Annotated in this window: 13 protein-coding genes; 8 read left to right on the top strand and 5 right to left on the bottom strand. The window is 57.8% G+C overall.

What is annotated here, in order from left to right; all coding sequences use genetic code 11:
- Window positions 1-564: 564 nt before the first annotated feature.
- The 5 genes from CHB83_RS00935 to CHB83_RS00915 all read right to left on the bottom strand — a co-directional run bounded on the left by CHB83_RS00935 (window position 565) and on the right by CHB83_RS00915 (window position 6,114).
- Window positions 565-1,695: a tetratricopeptide repeat protein gene (locus tag CHB83_RS00935; RefSeq protein WP_045689890.1), complete on the bottom strand. Its 1,131-nt coding sequence runs from the start codon at window positions 1,693-1,695 to the stop codon at window positions 565-567.
- Window positions 1,696-1,783: 88 nt separating this feature from the next.
- Entirely contained in the window at window positions 1,784-4,363 is a 2,580-nt protein-coding gene (gene gyrA / locus CHB83_RS00930; protein ID WP_089331364.1) for a DNA gyrase subunit A, read from the bottom strand.
- A gap of 127 nt (window positions 4,364-4,490) precedes the next feature.
- The gene (locus tag CHB83_RS00925) at window positions 4,491-4,733 is read right to left on the bottom strand and encodes a hypothetical protein (RefSeq protein ID WP_089331363.1); all 243 of its coding nucleotides are present in this window, start codon (window positions 4,731-4,733) and stop codon (window positions 4,491-4,493) included.
- A 90-nt stretch (window positions 4,734-4,823) separates the two neighbouring features.
- Window positions 4,824-5,492 carry an HD domain-containing protein gene (locus CHB83_RS00920; RefSeq protein WP_045689893.1) on the bottom strand — a complete coding sequence of 223 codons (669 nt, stop codon included), beginning with the start codon at window positions 5,490-5,492 and terminating at the stop codon, window positions 4,824-4,826.
- A gap of 61 nt (window positions 5,493-5,553) precedes the next feature.
- Window positions 5,554-6,114, bottom strand: a complete 561-nt coding sequence (locus CHB83_RS00915) for an RNA 2'-phosphotransferase (RefSeq protein ID WP_089331362.1) — start codon at window positions 6,112-6,114, stop codon at window positions 5,554-5,556.
- 110 nt (window positions 6,115-6,224) lie between these two features.
- On the opposite strand from CHB83_RS00915, the gene parS reads away from it, so the two are divergent.
- The 8 genes from parS (at window position 6,225) to kdpC (ending at window position 14,947) form a co-directional block, all read left to right on the top strand.
- Window positions 6,225-6,677, top strand: coding sequence for a type II RES/Xre toxin-antitoxin system antitoxin (gene parS / locus CHB83_RS00910; protein ID WP_045689888.1), 453 nt, complete (start codon window positions 6,225-6,227; stop codon window positions 6,675-6,677).
- 82 nt (window positions 6,678-6,759) lie between these two features.
- Window positions 6,760-7,215, top strand: coding sequence for an RES family NAD+ phosphorylase (locus tag CHB83_RS00905; RefSeq protein WP_089331361.1), 456 nt, complete (start codon window positions 6,760-6,762; stop codon window positions 7,213-7,215).
- A 64-nt stretch (window positions 7,216-7,279) separates the two neighbouring features.
- Window positions 7,280-8,632: a sigma-54-dependent transcriptional regulator gene (locus CHB83_RS00900; RefSeq protein WP_089331360.1), complete on the top strand. Its 1,353-nt coding sequence runs from the start codon at window positions 7,280-7,282 to the stop codon at window positions 8,630-8,632.
- A 135-nt stretch (window positions 8,633-8,767) separates the two neighbouring features.
- The gene (locus CHB83_RS00895) at window positions 8,768-9,898 is read left to right on the top strand and encodes a TlpA disulfide reductase family protein (RefSeq protein WP_089331359.1); all 1,131 of its coding nucleotides are present in this window, start codon (window positions 8,768-8,770) and stop codon (window positions 9,896-9,898) included.
- Window positions 9,899-10,243: 345 nt separating this feature from the next.
- Window positions 10,244-10,324, top strand: a complete 81-nt coding sequence (gene kdpF, locus CHB83_RS24345) for a K(+)-transporting ATPase subunit F (RefSeq protein ID WP_072144861.1) — start codon at window positions 10,244-10,246, stop codon at window positions 10,322-10,324.
- A gap of 12 nt (window positions 10,325-10,336) precedes the next feature.
- Window positions 10,337-12,037, top strand: coding sequence for a potassium-transporting ATPase subunit KdpA (gene kdpA, locus CHB83_RS00885; RefSeq protein ID WP_089331358.1), 1,701 nt, complete (start codon window positions 10,337-10,339; stop codon window positions 12,035-12,037).
- An 85-nt stretch (window positions 12,038-12,122) separates the two neighbouring features.
- On the top strand, window positions 12,123-14,168 hold the full coding sequence (kdpB, locus tag CHB83_RS00880; protein ID WP_089331357.1) for a potassium-transporting ATPase subunit KdpB: 2,046 nt from the start codon (window positions 12,123-12,125) through the stop codon (window positions 14,166-14,168).
- 218 nt (window positions 14,169-14,386) lie between these two features.
- Window positions 14,387-14,947 carry a potassium-transporting ATPase subunit KdpC gene (gene kdpC / locus CHB83_RS00875; RefSeq protein WP_089331356.1) on the top strand — a complete coding sequence of 187 codons (561 nt, stop codon included), beginning with the start codon at window positions 14,387-14,389 and terminating at the stop codon, window positions 14,945-14,947.
- Window positions 14,948-15,058 lie beyond the last annotated feature (111 nt).

The raw sequence follows: 15,058 nt of genomic DNA, 5'->3' as shown, positions 1-15,058 counted from the left end.
ACATCTCATTGCTTCGAATCAAAGCGCTATGCTCAGAAGGACTGTAAAAGCTTTTTAAGGGGCGTCTCAGTTCTTTTAAATTGAAGAGGAGTGGAGTGGCTCAACAATCAGTCACGTAACCAACTCTTGGTTTTATCATTGTATCCGGATGTATGGTGACGTTAGGTACGATGGCGTTAGAGTTACGTCTCTTTACTAGTCTCATTTTTCTACCCGATTAAGTACTTGCTCTAAAATCCGCCACACGACTTATTGCATGGGCCACTTGTATAGATCAGCTAAGGTGTTGTCAACAAACCGATATGGAGTCCAAGTTATAAGGTCCCAGTTTTGATAGGAGATTAACTACATGCGCGAACTAGCAATAGTTGAATAGTTGATATCCTTTAAGTAGTGAGCGAGCCTAAGATATCACTGGCAAAGTGCCTGCACTAGCAGATGCCCTTTTGTCTTATAATTTATATTATGTTAAGTAGCGTTTTTAAAAAGCAGCCCGAAAGAACAATAAGATCTTCCGGGCTGCTTTTTTATAGCTCCCCTACCTTGTGGCAGGCTCGCAACTGCTTACTTCATCTTGGCTGACATCCGCTCTGAATCCGCAGCACGACCAACCCGCAGGTAAGCCTTCTGCAGGGAAGCAATGGTAGCACGGTCATCTGGCTGGGCCTGTAGCGCCTTCTCGAAGTACGGAATCGACTCCTGGAAGAACTTCTTGCCATCAGCCTCATACTTCTTGCCCGACTTGTTGTATTCGGCCAAGCTCATCTTGCTCGCTTTGGTATATAGGTCAGCCGCCTTGTTGTAGTTGTATACACCTAAGTTGAAGTTCGCGTCGAAGTTGTTCGGATCTACTTCAACCGCCTTCTTGTAGGCTTCCAACGCCTTGGCAGGCTGCTTGTCCTGATCCAAGATAGAGCCCTTAACTGCGTACAGGTTGGAGTTCGTAGGATCTGCTGCAATTGCACGGTCAATCTTGTCGAGTGCTTCTTTGCCCCGGCCGGCGCTGATGTACATGTTCAGTTCCTCCAGCATAAACCCTTTGTTAGTTGGGTACGCCTGCAGAGCCTGCTGCAACACTTTCATAGCCTCCGCATCATTCTTGTCCTGCCGAGCCATTTGCAACAGTCGCGTGTACATCTGCGGCGACTTATAGTTGTTGGTCTGCAGCTTGCCATACATTTCCTTGGCCGTTGAAAAGTCCTGCTTGGCTTCAGCAGCATACGCTGCGTACAACAAGGCAGTCGTATCCTGCGGGCGGATCTGCTGCGCCATTTTATACGACTTAATTGCTTCGTCGTAATTCTTGCCGTTGTAGCTTTCAACGCCGGCGTTCAGAGCCAACCCATACAGGCCATCGAGCTTCTGCACGGCTTGCTTGCCAAATTCGCCGTCCTTACCGTCGAGCTCAATGGCTTTCTGGTAAGATTGGAAGGCCGTAGTAGTGCCCTCGCCGGCGGTCAGGCCTTTGCTATAGATGGGGCTTGATACCATGGCGTCATAGATTTCGCCGCGCGTGTACCAAGTTTTTGCCTTACCCGAGGTTTTCTCGTTCGTAATGGCCTTGTCAATTTCCGTACGGGCTTTGTCTAGCGTACCCTGGCGCTGAAAGAGAACAGCGTTGGTTACCGCTGAGTTCTGGGCCGAAGCGGTGTGTAGGGCGGCCGCAGCCACGAGCGTCAATAAGGTCTTCTTCATGGGAGGTTTGCTGAAGAATTATGCAGGTTGAGTGAAAGGAATTGTAAAGCAAACGGCAGAACTCGAAGAGGAGTTCTGCCGTCGCAAGTTAATTAGCGCTGAGCAAATCGGGGTCAGTCAGCGAAGTCAGATCAGTATCCGGGGTGGGAATATCGTCATTGCTGCTGCCCGAAGCGGTATCCGGCAGCAAGCCATTTTCTGCATCCAGGTCCTTATCTTCTTCCGCTGCCACCTTCGCCACCGACGATATTTCGTCGCCCTGGCTGATTTTTAGGAGCCGCACGCCCTGGGTTGCCCGGCCGATACTGCGCAGCTCGGCCATCCGCAGACGGATGGTGATACCCGACTTGTTGATAATCATCAGGTCATCGGTGTCATTTACCGCTTTGATGGTTACCAACAGGCCCGTTTTATCGGTGAGCTTCATGGCCCGCACCCCTTTACCACCGCGGTTGGTGATGCGGTATTCTTCCAAGGGGCTGCGCTTGCCGTAGCCGTTCTCCGACACCACGAGCAGTTCGTCCTGGCTGTCCTTATCGATGCAGACCATCCCTACTACCCGGTCGTCGGCAGCGTCTTCGGCCAGCGTGATGCCACGCACCCCCGCCGCCGTACGGCCCATGGAACGTACCTTCTCCTCGGAGAAGCGTACGGCCCGACCGGAACGCAACGCTACTACCACCTCGGAAGTACCCGTCGTCAACTGCACGTCCAACAGCCGGTCGCCTTCGTTGATGGTGATGGCGTTGATACCAGCGGCACGCGGACGGGAGTAGGCTTCGAGAGGAGTCTTCTTCACCGTACCTTGCTCCGTGCAGAACATCAGGTAGGTATTCTCCAGGTAGTCGGGGTCACGCAGGCCGCGCACGTTGAGCACGGACCGCACGTTATCCTCCCGTGGAATCTCAATGAGGTTCTGGATTGGACGGCCCTTGGTAGCCTTCCCTCCTTCTGGCACTTCGTACACTTTCAGCCAGAATACGCGCCCTGCTTCGGTGAAGAACAGCAGGTATTCGTGGGTGGTAGCTACAAACAGGTGCTCGGTGAAGTCGTCTTGCTTGGAAGCCGCCCCGCGGGCACCTACCCCGCCGCGACCTTGCGAGCGGTATTCATCTAGGGCTGTGCGCTTGATGTAGCCTTCGCGGGAGATGGTAATAACCATGCTCTCGTCGGCAATCATGTCTTCCATGGAGAAGTCGCCACCGGCGTACTCAATGGTCGTCCGACGAGCATCACCGTACCGCTCCCGAATTTCTACGAGTTCGTCGCCAATGATCTTGCGCTGTAAGTCGTCGGAGGCTAATACGGACTTGAGGTAGTCCACTAGCTTCATCAGCTCATCGTACTCCTGTACAATCTTATCGCGCTCTAAGCCCGTGAGGCGCTGCAGACGCATGTCCAAGATGGCGCGGGCCTGCACCTCGCTCAGGGAGAACCGCTCGATAAGCTGCTGACGAGCTACTTCCCCGTCGCGCGAACTCCGAATCAGGGCAATTACCTCATCAAGGTGGTCCAGGGCAATAAGCAAGCCCTCCAGGATGTGGGCCCGCTTCTGCGCCTCGGCCAGTTCGTAGCGCGTGCGACGCACCACCACATCGGCCCGGTGGTCCACGAAATGGTGGATCAGGTCCTTGAGGTTGAGGGTCATCGGGCGTCCTTTCACCAGGGCCACGTTGTTGACGCCAAATGAGGATTGCAGCTGGGTGTACTTAAACAGGTTGTTCAGCACGACCGTTGGCATGGCATCCCGCTTCAGATCATATACCACGCGCATACCATCCCGGTCCGACTCGTCGCGCAGGTCCGCAATGCCCTCAATCTTTTTCTCGTTGATGAGCGCCGCCGTCTTTTCAATCATGGAAGCCTTATTCACCATATAGGGAATCTCGGTCACCACAATCTGCTCCTTACCTGTTGCCGTGGTTTCGAAGTGAGCTTTGGCACGCATAACCACGCGGCCACGGCCCGTTTCGAAAGCCTGGCGTACGCCGTCGTACCCGTAGATGATGCCCCCAGTCGGAAAGTCAGGAGCGGTTACGTGCTCCATCAGCTCCGCTACGGTGATATCAGGGTTGGCCAGGTAGGCAATAATGCCGTTGACTACCTCCGTCAGGTTGTGAGGCGCCATGTTAGTGGCCATACCCACGGCAATACCCGTGGTACCGTTCACCAGCAGGTTGGGAAACTTAGCCGGCATGACCGACGGCTCCTCCAGGGAGTCATCGAAGTTGGGCTGAAAGTCTACCGTATCCTTGTCCAGGTCGCCGAGCATCTCGTCGGCCAGCCGCTTCAACCTAGCCTCCGTGTAACGCATCGCCGCCGGCGAGTCGCCGTCGATGCTACCGAAGTTACCCTGCCCATCTACGAGGGGGTAGCGCAGGCTCCAGTCCTGGGCCATGCGCACCATCGTGTCGTACACGGAAGAGTCGCCGTGGGGGTGGTATTTACCGAGCACCTCCCCCACAATACGGGCGCTCTTCTTGTAGGATTTGTTGTAGGAAACGCCCAGCTCGCTCATGCCATAGAGCACGCGCCGGTGCACGGGCTTGAGGCCGTCGCGCACATCGGGTAGAGCGCGGGAGATGATGACCGACATCGAGTAGTCGATGTAAGCCCCACGCATCTCATCTTCAATGTTTATCGGAATGATCTTTTCGCCTTCCGCCATAGGGAGAACTAAGTGGCCGTGGCCCCCTAAAAAACGGGGGCATAAGGGCCCGTGAGAGTGAACTTCGTTAAGACTGCAAGATAGGCAAAAAAGGCCGTTTTACCTAATCTAGCGCCATCTTTGGGACCTATTTCAGCGTCTTCTTTCGGTCGTTTTTGTGCTTGCCGGAGCCCTGCTTATGCACCTTGATTTTTTCGCCGATGGCCGGGTTTTGCTTCTTGAATAAAGGCTGGCCGCGGTACTTGGTGCCGTTGTGAAAATGCACCTTCCGGGTGTGGCAAGATTCCATGGGACAGGAACGGCAGGAGGCCACGAGCAACAGCACAACCAACGGGGTGAGCAACCGCAAAAACGGGTAATAACTTTTCATGCAAGTAGAAAGATAGAGGGGGAATGAGGGGGTACGGGGTCGGCTCGTTGGGTCACCCCGCCCCTGGCTGCTTAGTACGAGGTGACCCAATTACGCTGATACATCCTGGCTGTCCCACTCGCGCAGGAACTGGGCCAGGAAGCGTTCCATAAAATGGTGGCGCTCCTCGGCCACCCGGCGGGCAGCGGGCGTGTTCAGCCGCTCCCGCAGGTGCAGCAGCTTCTCGTAGAAGTGGTTGATGGTAGGAGCCGTGTTCTGCTTGTAGCTTTCAAAAGAAGCGTGCTCAATGGGCGCTACGTTAGGATCGTGCAGGGGGCGTCCCTTGTGGCCGCCGTAGGCAAAGGCGCGGGCCACCCCAATGGCCCCAATAGCATCAAGACGGTCGGCATCCTGCACCAGTTCTCCTTCGACGGTGCTCATGGGCGTGGCCACTCCCAGTCCCTTAAAGCTAATTTCGCGGATGATGGCTTCAACCCGCTGAATGACGGCCTCCGGGGCGTGCTGCGCCTGCAGCCACTGGCGGGCGGCCCGGGGGCCGGCTTCTTCGTCTCCCCCATGAAACTTCCAGTCGGCCACGTCGTGTAGTAAGGCGCCCAGTTCCGTTACCAGCGGATCAGCCTGGGGCGTTTGCTGGGCTAGGGCGCGCGCTACCTGCCACACCCGCCGAATGTGCTCCCAGTCGTGGCCGGAACCTTCGTGGAGAAACTTTGCGCGAACAAATTCGACCGTATGGTCAATCAGGAGTTGAGCGTCAGGCATAGGTAGCAACACGGAAAATGGGTGAACTGGCAAAGGTAACAGCTCCCCCGTACCCGCACGCCTACTCTGGGGCCTCACGTTGCAGGACCACGTATGCTGAGGGCACGTGGTCGGTCAGCCACACCCCGTTGCCCGACTGATAAAAGATGCCCCCTGCCGCGTGCAGCCGGGCGGCGTCAATGGTTAGTAGAACAGGCTTGCCCCGGCGACTTCCCACGCGGCGGGCGGTTTCGGCATCAGATGAAAGATGCACATGGTGCCGCTGCATTTTTTGCAAGCCCTCGCGCTGAATAGCGGGTAGCGCCGCGGCAACGGTACCATGGTATAGCAGGGCGGGTGGCACCAGGGGCGCCAGCCCCAACGCTACCGGCACACTATGCCCCTGCTGGGCCCGAATGCGAGTTCCGGTAGGATCAAAGGCGTAGCGTTGCTTGGCATCTGCCGCTACCAGTTGCTCCAACTCGGCACGTGTGAGATGCACCCCGCGGGTGGCGCACCCGGCCAGCAGGGCCTCCACTCCTACCCAGCCCCCTTCTTCCAGCGTCAGGCCTAGCCCGCTGGGGTTGTGCCGCAAGTGCAAGCTTAGAAACTTACTAAGGCGTGTTTGATCGAGGTAGGCCATGGGTAAAGGCAAGGAAAGTTCCCCCCGCAAGAAGGCAGAAAGGAATCTTTTGGAATGAATTTTCCGTTCGTGCGTATATTGCCGTCAAATGACGGTTTAAAAATACGCAAATGACAGTCGTTCGCAAAACTTCCGTTGCCAGTATGGTAGCCCTCATGGGTGGTTCAGCGGTAATTCCCCAGATGGTCAGCAATGAATTAGACTTGCTGGCCGTGGCCATTAAGGGGATTTCGGTGCAATCGGTGCGGGTACTACAGCGCCACCTTGGCTTTTCCAACAAGGAAATGAGCGCAGTACTGGGCGTGTCGGAAAGCACCTTGGCCCGGCGCGAGCAAACCAAGCGCCCCCTCACCCTCGACGAGGGCGAAAAGGCAATTCAATTGTCGGCCGTGTTAGCCAAAGGAATGGAAGTGTTCGAGGACGAGGAGGATTTGCACTTCTGGCTTAATTCGCCCATCCCGGCCTTGGGTGGACAAAAGCCCAAACACTTGCTCCACTCCGTCATTGGCCGCGACCAAGTGCACGACGTACTGGGTCGCATTCAGTACGGCCACTTCTCATAATACGCACGAAAGCCAGGGCGCACAGGCCAGGGGGGACTTCGGGGCCCGGGCCGTTGTGCCCTCTTTTTCCCTATCTGCTGGTATGCTGCTGTACCGTTTGGGCAAGGCACCCTACATTTCTGATACTTCCGGGCAAGGTGGCCTGTACTACGGTGGACGCTGGCACAAAGTGGGCACCCAGATTCTGTATACTGCCGAGCATTTATCCCTAGCCAAGCTGGAGGTGCTGGCCAACTCGCCCACGCTGCCACGCAACTACTTCGCCCTCACCCTAGAAGTACCCGACACGACTCCCTTCCAGCAGGTTCTAGCCTCCGACCTGCCCGCTAACTGGCAGCAAATTCCCTACCCTTCGGAACTGGCAACCATTGCCCGGGCCTGGCTTGATGAAGCCAAGTTCTGGATATTGCGCGTACCCTCGGCCCACGCCCCCAACGAGTGGAACTACCTGCTCAACCCACTCCACCCCGATCATCAGCAGTTGCGCACGGTAAGCCTTGAACCCCACCCCTTTGACGCGCGGCTGAAAGCCAGCTAGCCGGCCCACGCCCTACGCCAGCGAAAAACCGCGACTTTTGCGGCTCCTACTCCCCTGCTGCGCCATGCCTTCCGGAACCCTCCTCCTTATTGATGACGAAACCAGCCTCCGGCAACTACTAGCGCGGGTGCTAGAACTCGAAGGCTACGCCGTGCTGCAAGCCCCCGATGCCAGCCGCGGCCTGGAACTACTGCGTCAGCACGCCGCGGAGGTCCTGGTGCTGCTCTCGGATGTGAAGCTACCCGATGGGTACGGCCTCGACCTGCTTCCCCGCTACAAACAAGCTGCCCCCCTGGCCGAAGTCATTCTGATGACGGCCTACGGCACCATCCCTGATGGGGTACGGGCCATGAAAGACGGCGCCTTTGATTACCTCACCAAGGGCGACTCCGATGACCAGCTGCTGGTAGTGGTGGAGCGCGCCGCCGAAAAGGCCCGCCTGCAACAGCGGGTAGCGGACCTGGAAAAAAAGATTGGAGCCCAGTACAGCTTCGAGAGCATGATTGGGCACTCAGCGGCGCTAGCCCAAGCCAAGAAGCTTGCTCAGCGAGTAGCGCCAACGGATAGCACGGTGCTGCTGGAAGGGCCCACCGGCGCCGGCAAGGAACTCTTCGCCCAGGCCATCCACCACGCCAGCGCCCGCCAGCACAAGCCCTTCGTGGCCCTCAACTGCTCCGCCTTTCCCAAAGACCTGCTCGAATCCGAACTCTTCGGCTACAAGAAAGGCGCCTTCACCGGCGCCCTCGCCGACAAGAAGGGCCTGCTGGAAGAAGCCACCGGCGGCACCCTGTTCCTGGATGAAATCGGCGAGCTCGAACTCAACGTGCAGGCCAAGTTCCTGCGCGTGCTCGAAACCCGCCAGTTTACCAAGCTCGGCGACACTAAGCCCACCAGCGTCAACCTGCGCATCGTGGCCGCCACCAACCGCAACCTCAAGCTCGAAGCCGCCTCCCACCACTTCCGCCCCGACCTCTACTACCGCCTTTCCGTGTTTACGGTGCTGGTACCGGGCCTCAATGAACGGCGCGAAGACATTGCTCCGCTGGCCGACTACTTCTTGCAGTACTTTGCGGCCCGCCTGCGCAAGCGCCTGCGCGGGCTGGAGCCGGAAGCACTGCACCAGCTCCAACGCTACGACTGGCGGGGCAACGTGCGCGAGCTGAAGAACGTGTTGGAGCGCGCCGCTATCCTGGCTGATAGCGACCTACTGACTGTGGATGACCTACCCGCGGAGTTTCACTATTTATCCGCTACCCCGGCCACCGATGCAGCTTCTGACCGCAGCCTCCGCACGCTAGAGAAACAACAGATCCGGCAGGTGCTCCACGAAACCGGCGGCAACAAGATGGAAGCGGCCCGCCAGCTTGGTATCGGTACCAAAACTCTATACCGCAAGATTCAAGAGTACGGCTTATAGGCGAGGAAGAGTGCTAGTAGGGACTTTCTTGTGTAGTGGGCACTATCGGCTGAAAGAGACGATATTATCTGTTACTTGCGTAAGCCGGCTTCTGGAAACGGAAGCCCGAGAAATATATCTACTAGCCCCTTATCTATGCACAAGCACCTACTTGGCTTCCTGTTAATAACACCGTGGCTAGCCAACGCCCAAACAACAACGCACTTTACCGTCAAAGGCACCCTAGGCAAGCACGACGCCCCGGCCAAGGTGTACCTGCTGCGGGACAATGCAGTAGCCGATTCGGCCACGCTGAAAAATGGCACGTTTGAACTGAAGGGGACCACCGTCGCGCCTATCATGGCGGACCTGATATTCCGGCCCAAGGGTCGTCTAGGGAGCTTATCTGATCCCATGAAAGACCGTGCCCACCTATTTTTGGAGCCCGGCACACTATCAATTGTCAGCCCCGACTCACTGGCCCACGCTACCATAAAAGGCGGCCCTGTCAACACGGATTATGCGCGGCTGAATGAGTCGACAAAGCCAATTCTTGCCCACATTCAGGCCCTTGGGGCCGACGTGCAGAAAGCGACGGTACAGCAGCGGCAGGACCCGGCTTTCAACGAGCAAGTAAAACGTCAATTTGATGGGTTGACCACGCAATATGTCACCGCCAATTATGCCTTTATCAAAGCCAACCCTACCTCTTGGGTTAGCCTGCATGCACTACTAGATATGCAAATGCGAGACCTGCCGCAGTATACCGTGGTGGGTCCGCTGTACGAGGCCTTGAGCCCTACGCTTAAAAACAGCCCCCAAGGCCGAACATACGGGGAGCTGGTACGCGGCCTGAAAGCCGTGGCCATTGGGGCCCAGGCCCCGGATTTCTCCCAGCAAACTCCCGAGGGCAAAACGGTATCGTTGCACGACTACCGCGGCAAGTACGTGCTGGTTGACTTCTGGGCCTCTTGGTGCGGTCCCTGCCGCGAGGAAAATCCGACCGTTGTCAAGGCCTATAGCCGGTACAAGGGCCACAACTTCGAGGTAGTAGGTGTGTCGCTAGACAGCGAGAAAGACCGCGCCAAGTGGGTCCAAGCCATCCAAGACGACAAACTACCCTGGACCCAGGTATCGGACCTGAAGGGCTTCGAAAACGCGGCCGCACGCAGCTACTACGTGAGCGGTATTCCGCAGAACTACCTGATTGACCCCACGGGCAAAATTGTGGCCGCGAACCTTAAAGGCAACGAACTGGAAGCTACCCTGGCCAAATACATCAAGTAGGCCGATAACTGGCGCCGGATACCATTCCTGCGTTGCTGAAGATCATATACCGGGTTATTCTGACCGCCGCACCGGGTCAGAATGACCCGGTTTTTTGCTACTAGGCCAAGCAGTAAAAGGCCGCCGCAAAAATTATTTAACTGACTACGAGAAGACTACAGCAAGCAGCATGCTACACAAAGCGGCTTGGGCTCGGATTGGCAATGAGGGACAACACACGTCAATTCCAACGCTTATGCCTCCTGCTTTCCTGATTCTAGTTCTCACCGCCGCGGGCCTCGCCGGGTTCGGGCTCTTCTACAAGTCGGTCGACTTCTTTGACCACATCTAACGCTGTCTCCTGCCATGATGGTCGCCCTATTTTTCCTGTCCCTCGCCACGTTCGGCTACCTCTGCTACGTGCTGCTGCGCCCCGAACGATTCTAGTCTCCTTTTGTCATGATCAACGAACTACTCGGCATCAGCGCCATTTATTTCCTGACGCTGGTGCTGGCCCTGCCGCTGGGCCACTACCTGGCCCGGGTGTTTAAGGGCGAGAAGAACCTGCTGGATTTCCTGCAGCCCGTAGAAAACGGCATTTTCCGCCTCTCCGGCATTGATGCCCGCCGCGAAATGAGCTGGCAGCAGCACCTGGTGGCCTTGCTTACCATCAACCTCGTGTGGTTTCTGCTGGCTATGCTGGTTCTCTCTACTCAAGGCAGCCTACCCCTCAATCCCGACCAAAACCCCAGCATGTCGCCGGACCTGGCGTTTAACACGGCCATTTCCTTTCTGGTAAACTGCAACCTGCAGCACTACTCTGGCGAGTCGGGCCTGAGCTACCTCTCCCAGCTTGTGGTGATTACCTTCCTGCAATTTGTGAGTGCCGCTACCGGCATTGCGGCGGCGGTGGTGGTATTCAACGCCCTGCAAACCCGCGCCACCGACAAGCTGGGCAACTTTTACAACTACTTCCTGAAGAGCCTCACGCGCCTGCTGCTGCCCGGCTCCCTGCTGGTAGCCTTGCTGCTGGCCTTCAACGGCACCCCCATGACCTTGCAAGGCAAGCAGGAGCTAGTGACCTTACAGGGCGATTCCGTGGCCGTGTCGCGCGGGCCGGTGGCGGCTATGGTGGCTATTAAAGAGCTGGGTACCAACGGGGGCGGTTTCTACGGAGCCAACTCGGCTCACCCCCTCGAAAACCCCAACTACCTCACCAACGCCGTCGAGAACATCGCCCTGGTTATCATTCCCATGGCCATGGTATTTGCCCTGGGCTTCTACCTGAATCGCCGCAAGCTGGCCCTGATGATTTTTGGAGTCATGACGGTGGGCTTCGTGGTGCTGCTGGCCCCTACGGTGTACTATGAGCTGCAGGGCAACCCTGCTATCAGCCACCTGGGCGTGAACCAGGAGCTGGGGGCGCTGGAAGGCAAGGAAATGCGGTTTGGCGCGGCCGCTTCGGCCTACTGGAGCATTACCAACACGGTGATCAGCTGTGGCTCGGTGAACTCCATGCACGACTCGTTCATGCCGCTTTCCGGACTGACGCAGATGCTGGGCATGATGACCAACGCCTTTTACGGGGGCTGCGGGGTAGGGCTACTCAACTTCTTCGCCTACCTTATCATTGCCGTGTTTATTGCCGGCCTGATGGTAGGCCGCACGCCCGAGCTACTGGGCAAGAAGATTGAGGCCCGCGAGATGAAAATTGCCATCCTCGTGACGCTGCTGCACCCGCTGCTGATTCTGGCGGGCACGGCCCTCACGGCCCACCTCTACGCCAGCAACCCCCAGGAGTACGCTGGCTGGCTGGCCAACCCCGGCTACCACGGTTTCTCCGAGATGCTGTATGAGTTTACCTCCGCCTCGGCCAACAACGGTTCCGGCTTCGAGGGCCTCGGCGACAACACGCCCTGGTGGAACATCAGCACGGGGGTAGTGCTGCTGTTGTCCCGCTTCCTGCCCATCATCGGTCCGGTGGCTATTGCCGGCCTGCTGGCCCGCAAGAAGTACGTACCCGAAAGCGCTGGCACTCTGCCCGCCGACACGGCCACCTTCGGCGTGATGGTTATGGCCGTCATCGTCATCATTGCCGCCCTGGCCTTCTTCCCCGCCCTGGCCCTGGGCCCCCTAGCCGAGCACTTCTCCTTGTATTAGCATGCTTGGGAGTTGAGAGACTAGGGCTTAGCTCTAACGCACCCTCTCTCAGCTCTAGGTTCTACCCTCTGAGTTTTACACTCTCATGTCTTCGAAAGAACAATCTTTGTTTCAACCCGCGCTGGTGCAGGAGGCTATCAAACAGGCCTTCGTCAAGCTCGACCCGCGCGTGATGTTCCGCAACCCGGTGATGTTCACCGTGGAAATTGGGACGGTGGTGATGCTGCTCGTGACGCTGGGGCTACTCGTCAAGCCCGATGCGGCCCAGGGCTCCTTTCCCTACAACTTCACCGTGTTTGTGGTCCTGTTTCTGACCTTGCTGTTCGCCAACTTTGCCGAGGCCATTGCTGAGGCCCGCGGCAAGGCCCAGGCCGAAAGCCTGCGCAAAACCCGCGAGGAAACCCCAGCTCGTGTCATCGACGAAAAAGGCAACATCTCCTCGGTGTCTTCTTCTCAGCTTCAGAAAGGCCAGGTATTTCTGGTGGAGGCCGGTGAAATCATTCCCACCGATGGGGAAATTATCGAGGGCTTGGCTACCATCGATGAGTCGGCTATTACGGGCGAATCGGCCCCGGTAATTCGGGAAGCTGGCGGGGACAAGTCGTCGGTTACGGGCGGTACCAAAGTGCTGTCGGACCGCATTAAGGTGGTGGTAACCACGGCCCCCGGCGAGTCGTTTCTGGATAAGATGATTGCCTTGGTGGAAGGCGCTTCGCGGCAGAAAACGCCCAACGAAATTGCTCTTACCATTCTGCTGGCGGGCTTTACGCTGGTGTTCATCATTGTGTGCGTGACCTTGCAGCCCTTCGCGGCCTACGCCAACACGCCCATTGCCATTGCTTCCTTTATTGCCCTGTTCGTGTGTCTGATTCCGACCACCATCGGCGGGCTGCTCTCGGCCATTGGCATTGCGGGCATGGACCGCGCCCTGCGCGCCAACGTCATCACCAAAAGCGGCAAAGCCGTGGAAACCGCCGGCGACATTGATGTGCTACTCCTAGACAAAACCGGCACAATCACCATCGGCAACCGCAAAGCCACCTACTTCTGGCCCGCACCGGGGGTCGACGAGCAACAGTTCATTGAATTTGCTACCCTGTCCTCCCTCACCGACGAAACCCCCGAGGGCAAGAGCATCGTGGAGCTGGCCCGCGAAAAGCACGTAAACCCCGATCAGTTGCAAGTCCGCCTACAAGGCGCCGAGCTGATTAAGTTTACGGCCGAAACCCGCAGCTCCGGCGTTACGCTAGCCGGCGGCACCCGCATCCGCAAGGGCGCTTCCGATGCCATCCGCCAGCTAGCCAACAAGGCCAACCAGCCCTTCCCCCAGGAAACCACTCAGCGCGTGGAGGCCATTGCCAGCAACGGCGGCACCCCGCTGGTAGTCAGTGAAAACGACCGGGTGCTGGGCGTGGTAGAGCTGCAGGATATCATCAAGCCCGGCATTCAGGAGCGGTTTGAGCGCCTGCGCAAAATGGGCATCAAAACGGTGATGGTCACCGGCGACAACCCGCTTACGGCCCGCTTCATTGCCGAAAAAGCAGGCGTCGATGACTTCATTGCCGAGGCTAAGCCCGAGGACAAGATGACCTACATACGGCGCGAGCAGCAGGAAGGCAAGCTAGTAGCCATGATGGGCGACGGCACCAATGATGCGCCCGCCCTGGCCCAGGCCGACGTGGGAGTAGCCATGAACTCGGGCACCCAGGCCGCCAAGGAAGCCGGCAACATGGTGGACCTCGACAACGACCCCACCAAGCTCATTGAGGTAGTGGAAATTGGGAAGCAGCTGCTTATGACCCGCGGCACGCTCACCACGTTCAGCATCGCCAACGACGTAGCCAAGTACTTTGCCATCGTGCCAGCCCTGTTCATGGTGGCCATTCCGAGCCTGGGTGCGCTAAACATCATGGGCCTGAAGTCGCCGCAGTCGGCCATTCTTTCGGCGGTCATTTTCAATGCCATTATCATTCCGCTGCTGGTGCCGCTGGCATTGCGCGGGGTAGCCTACAAGCCCATCGGTGCCTCGGCCCTGTTGCGCCGCAACCTGCTGGTGTATGGCCTGGGTGGCATTATCGTCCCCTTCATCGGCATCAAAGCCATTGATTTGCTGGTAGGACTGTTTTTGTAAGAACGAAACTCCCCTCCTCAGATGATTCCGCGCATCAAGCGGTGAGGGGACGCGGCGGCGCAGCCGACGCTGGGGTGGTTGCCCCGCGTGCTGATGTTGTTTACATGAACGACCCAACTCCGAATCGTTCAGCGAGTAATCAACCACCCCTAGCCCCTCCTCATCTGAGGAGGGGAACTAGTACTAACTCTAGTCTGAGCTTTCTAGCTTCTACTTCCATGAAACAACACCTGCTTCCCGCTTTCCGCTTAACCCTAGTGCTCCTAGTAGTGTGCTGCCTGATTTACCCAGCGCTGGTATGGGCCGGCGCGCAGTTGGCCCCAAATAGCGGCCAGGGCGAAACCATCAGTCACCGGGGCCGCGTGGTGGGCTATGATAATGTGGGCCAAAAATTCACCCGGCCGGAGTACTTCTGGTCGCGCCCCTCGGCGGTAGATTACAACTCGGCCGGCTCGGCGGGCTCCAACAAAGGTCCCAGCAACCCCGAGTACCAAGCCACGGTGCAAGCCTGCCTCGATACGTTTCTGCTCCAGAACCCCGGCGTAAGCAAAGCCCAGGTGCCCGCCGAGCTACTTACTGCCTCGGGCTCCGGCCTCGACCCACACCTCTCGCCTGCGGGCGCCGCCGTGCAGGTAGCCCGCGTGGCCCGCGCCCGCCAACTCGACGCCGCCAGAGTGCAGGCCCTGGTAGCCCAGCATACCCAACATAGCCTTCTGGGACCTGATCGAGTAAACGTGCTGCGCCTGAACGTGGCCCTTGATGAACGAAGCGGCCACTAATCGACCGGTTTTACCACAGTTTACGCCGCTGTTTAGCAGCCTAGTGATGACCTCCTGGGAGGCTTCGGCTTCCCATCATAATGCCTTTCTTTACCCATTTCTGAGCCACCT

The organism is Hymenobacter mucosus (assembly GCF_900188255.1).
GTDB classification, from domain to species: domain Bacteria; phylum Bacteroidota; class Bacteroidia; order Cytophagales; family Hymenobacteraceae; genus Hymenobacter; species Hymenobacter mucosus.
The sequence above is the reverse complement of the archived record's forward strand: the minus strand, read 5'-3'. Positions and strand labels throughout refer to the sequence as shown.

What these genes read in the sequence shown, in the direction of transcription:
- CHB83_RS00935 (WP_045689890.1), bottom strand. Translation starts at nt 1,695, where the DNA reads ATGAAGAAGACCTTATTGACGCTCGTGGCTGCGGCCGCCCTACACACC.
- gyrA (WP_089331364.1), bottom strand. Translation starts at nt 4,363, where the DNA reads ATGGCGGAAGGCGAAAAGATCATTCCGATAAACATTGAAGATGAGATG.
- CHB83_RS00925 (WP_089331363.1), bottom strand. Translation starts at nt 4,733, where the DNA reads ATGAAAAGTTATTACCCGTTTTTGCGGTTGCTCACCCCGTTGGTTGTG.
- CHB83_RS00920 (WP_045689893.1), bottom strand. Translation starts at nt 5,492, where the DNA reads ATGCCTGACGCTCAACTCCTGATTGACCATACGGTCGAATTTGTTCGC.
- CHB83_RS00915 (WP_089331362.1), bottom strand. Translation starts at nt 6,114, where the DNA reads ATGGCCTACCTCGATCAAACACGCCTTAGTAAGTTTCTAAGCTTGCAC.
- parS (WP_045689888.1), top strand. Translation starts at nt 6,225, where the DNA reads ATGACAGTCGTTCGCAAAACTTCCGTTGCCAGTATGGTAGCCCTCATG.
- CHB83_RS00905 (WP_089331361.1), top strand. Translation starts at nt 6,760, where the DNA reads ATGCTGCTGTACCGTTTGGGCAAGGCACCCTACATTTCTGATACTTCC.
- CHB83_RS00900 (WP_089331360.1), top strand. Translation starts at nt 7,280, where the DNA reads ATGCCTTCCGGAACCCTCCTCCTTATTGATGACGAAACCAGCCTCCGG.
- CHB83_RS00895 (WP_089331359.1), top strand. Translation starts at nt 8,768, where the DNA reads ATGCACAAGCACCTACTTGGCTTCCTGTTAATAACACCGTGGCTAGCC.
- kdpF (WP_072144861.1), top strand. Translation starts at nt 10,244, where the DNA reads ATGATGGTCGCCCTATTTTTCCTGTCCCTCGCCACGTTCGGCTACCTC.
- kdpA (WP_089331358.1), top strand. Translation starts at nt 10,337, where the DNA reads ATGATCAACGAACTACTCGGCATCAGCGCCATTTATTTCCTGACGCTG.
- kdpB (WP_089331357.1), top strand. Translation starts at nt 12,123, where the DNA reads ATGTCTTCGAAAGAACAATCTTTGTTTCAACCCGCGCTGGTGCAGGAG.
- kdpC (WP_089331356.1), top strand. Translation starts at nt 14,387, where the DNA reads ATGAAACAACACCTGCTTCCCGCTTTCCGCTTAACCCTAGTGCTCCTA.